2 protein-coding genes are annotated in these 2,405 nt (G+C 71.4%); both read left to right on the top strand.

The features are described from left to right. Nucleotides 1-129: 129 nt before the first annotated feature. Nucleotides 130-918 (top strand): DUF4097 family beta strand repeat-containing protein, encoded by a 789-nt coding sequence (locus JGS39_RS38810; protein WP_219574471.1) that lies wholly within the window; start codon nucleotides 130-132, stop codon nucleotides 916-918. A gap of 71 nt (nucleotides 919-989) precedes the next feature. Next, on the top strand, nucleotides 990-2,399 hold the full coding sequence (locus JGS39_RS38805; RefSeq protein ID WP_219574470.1) for a hypothetical protein: 1,410 nt from the start codon (nucleotides 990-992) through the stop codon (nucleotides 2,397-2,399). Nucleotides 2,400-2,405: the final 6 nt, after the last annotated feature.

Below are 2,405 nucleotides of genomic sequence, written 5' to 3'. Positions count from 1 at the left end.
CCCCCGTCCCCGAGGCCGTACGGGGGATATCCCCACCCCCGAGACGGTAGCCGTCCGGATCGTCCCGGCCGCGGGCGCTGCATACGGTGGAGGCACATCGTCGGCGCCAGCCAGGGGGACTCCAACGCCATGATCATCCGTACTCGTACCCGCACCCGTGCCCGTAGCAACGCCCTCGTGGCCTCCGGGGGCGCCGTTCTGCTCGTCGGCTTGCTCAGTGGGTGTGGGAGTACCGACGTGGAGGACGCTTCGGCCGAGCACAAGTCCTTCGCGTACGGCGGGAAGGCGCTGACCATCGACGCCGAGAACTCCACCGTGGAGGTCGTGCCCGCCGATGTGGAGCAGATCGAGGTGACGCGCAAGGTCGACGGGTGGGTGGTGTTCGGGAGTGGGCCGGATCCCGTGTGGAAGCTGGAGGGCGACACGCTGACGCTTCGGGTGGGGTGCGACGCGTTGATCAGTGACTGCGGCGCCCATCATCAGGTGAAGGTGCCTCGCGGGCTCGCGCTGACCGTGGACGCGGACAACGGGAAGGTCACCGCGTCCGGGTTCGGTACGCCGCTCAAGCTGTTCTCCGACAACGGCGGGGTCGTCGTGCGGGATGTCACCGGGCCGCTGGAGCTGAAGAGCGACAACGGCTCCGTGCGGGGCGAGCGGCTCTCGGGGCCTTCCGTGGTGGCTCGTTCGGACAACGGTTCCGTGGAGCTCGACTTCAGCCGGGTTCCGGATCTCGTGGACACCGTCAGTGACAACGGCAGCATCACCATCGACCTGCCCGCGGGCAAGAACCGGTACGCCGTGTCCGCGTCGGCCGACAACGGGGACGTCTCCGTGGCCGTGCCCCGCAGTGACGACAGCCCGCATGCGGTGAAGGCGCACAGCGACAACGGCGAAGTCACGGTGCGAACCGCGAACTAACAGGCCCGTGTGTTCGTCCTTACCTGGTGGGAGAATGTACCGGGCAGGGCGAAACGGCACGGGAGAGGGATGTGACGGCGACACACGCGAAGCCGCAGGCGAGAGCGGGTGCGAGTTCCGCCGTCAGTGATGTCCCTGTCAGCCGGTACGGCCGCGGTCGCGGTGTCGGTGATGTGCTGCTGTTGATGTTGCTGCCCGTGCCCTTGCTCGCCGCAGCCCTGCCCGCCGCCTTCGCCGGGGGCGGTACGCGGCGTTGGTTCGGCGGGCGCGGGGAGGGACAGCGAGCCGAGGCGCAGGCCGCGAAGGACGCCGCAGCCGAGGCCTTCTACGAGCTCGACACCGCCCAGCGCGATCTGCAGATCTCCATCGAGACCATCACGGCCGTGGACAGTTCGCCGGCCGCCCGCAACGCCGTCGACGGCTTCGCCGCGCTGGGGCGGCGCATCGACGAGGCCAGCCATACCTACATCACGGCCGTCGACGCGCACGATCTCGACCGGGATGATCTTGAACCTTCGGTCGCCTCCCGTGCCCGGAGCGAACTGTCCGCCGCCAAGGACGAGCTCCTGCGCGTCAAGGTGGAGCTGGACCGGTTCGCCGCCGGGCTCGGTCCGCTGCTGGGGACCGCCGAGACGCAGCTCGCCCGGCTGGCCCCCGCGGTGGAGCGGGCGCGGCAGGCGCTCCTGGCCGCGAGCAATGCTCTCGACGCGGTGCGGGCGTCCGGACTGCGGGCGGACGATCTCGCCGCGCGGCTCGCCGCTCTCGCCCCCGAGCTGACCAAGCTCAACCAGGGCGCCGGCCGGCACGGTGTCCCCGAGACCCTCCAGCGCGCCGATCAGGTGCTGCGCGACGCCGAAGCCGTACGCGCCGAGGCGTCGCAGCTGCCCGAGCGGGCCGCCGAGATCGACAAGCGTCTGGTGACGCTGCGTACGCGGGCCCAGGCGCTGACCACCCGGTCGGCCTCCGTGGAGCCCGTGCTCAGCGAGTTGCGGCGGCGGTTCTCGGCGGCCTGCTGGCAGGACCTCCAGCCGGTTCCGGAGCAGGCGGCCGTCAATGTGCGCCAGGCCGAGGAGAAGCTCAAGGAGGCCGCGAAGGCGCGCGACGAGCAGCGCTGGGCGGATGCCACCTCACGGCTGAGTACGGTACGGGCGCTGCTCAACGCCACGGACGAGGCGGTGTCCGCCGCCGGTGACCGGTTGCAGCGGCTCGACGCCGTCGCCAAGGATCCGCAGCAGGAGATCCAGCGGACCCGGTTCGCGATCCGCGATGCCCAGCGCCTCGCCATGGCCGGGCGTCACACCCCCGAGCCGCGCCACGCCCAGCCGCTCGACGACGCGGTGGCCCGGCTCGACCAGGCCGTCACCGCCCTCGAGGGGCGCCACCCCGACTACTGGCACTTCCTGACCGTCACGGAGGGCGTACGGCAGACCGCGGCGCGCGTCGTCTCCGAGATCCGCGAGGAGCGCGGCGCCGGCGCCTGACAAGCG

The organism is Streptomyces poriferorum, from assembly GCF_019399235.1.
Taxonomy (GTDB): domain Bacteria; phylum Actinomycetota; class Actinomycetes; order Streptomycetales; family Streptomycetaceae; genus Streptomyces; species Streptomyces poriferorum.
This window is presented reverse-complemented; position numbering and strand designations above follow the sequence as displayed.

Coding starts and splice junctions, on each gene's coding strand:
- JGS39_RS38810 (WP_219574471.1), top strand. CDS start 130: ATGATCATCCGTACTCGTACCCGCACCCGTGCCCGTAGCAACGCCCTC.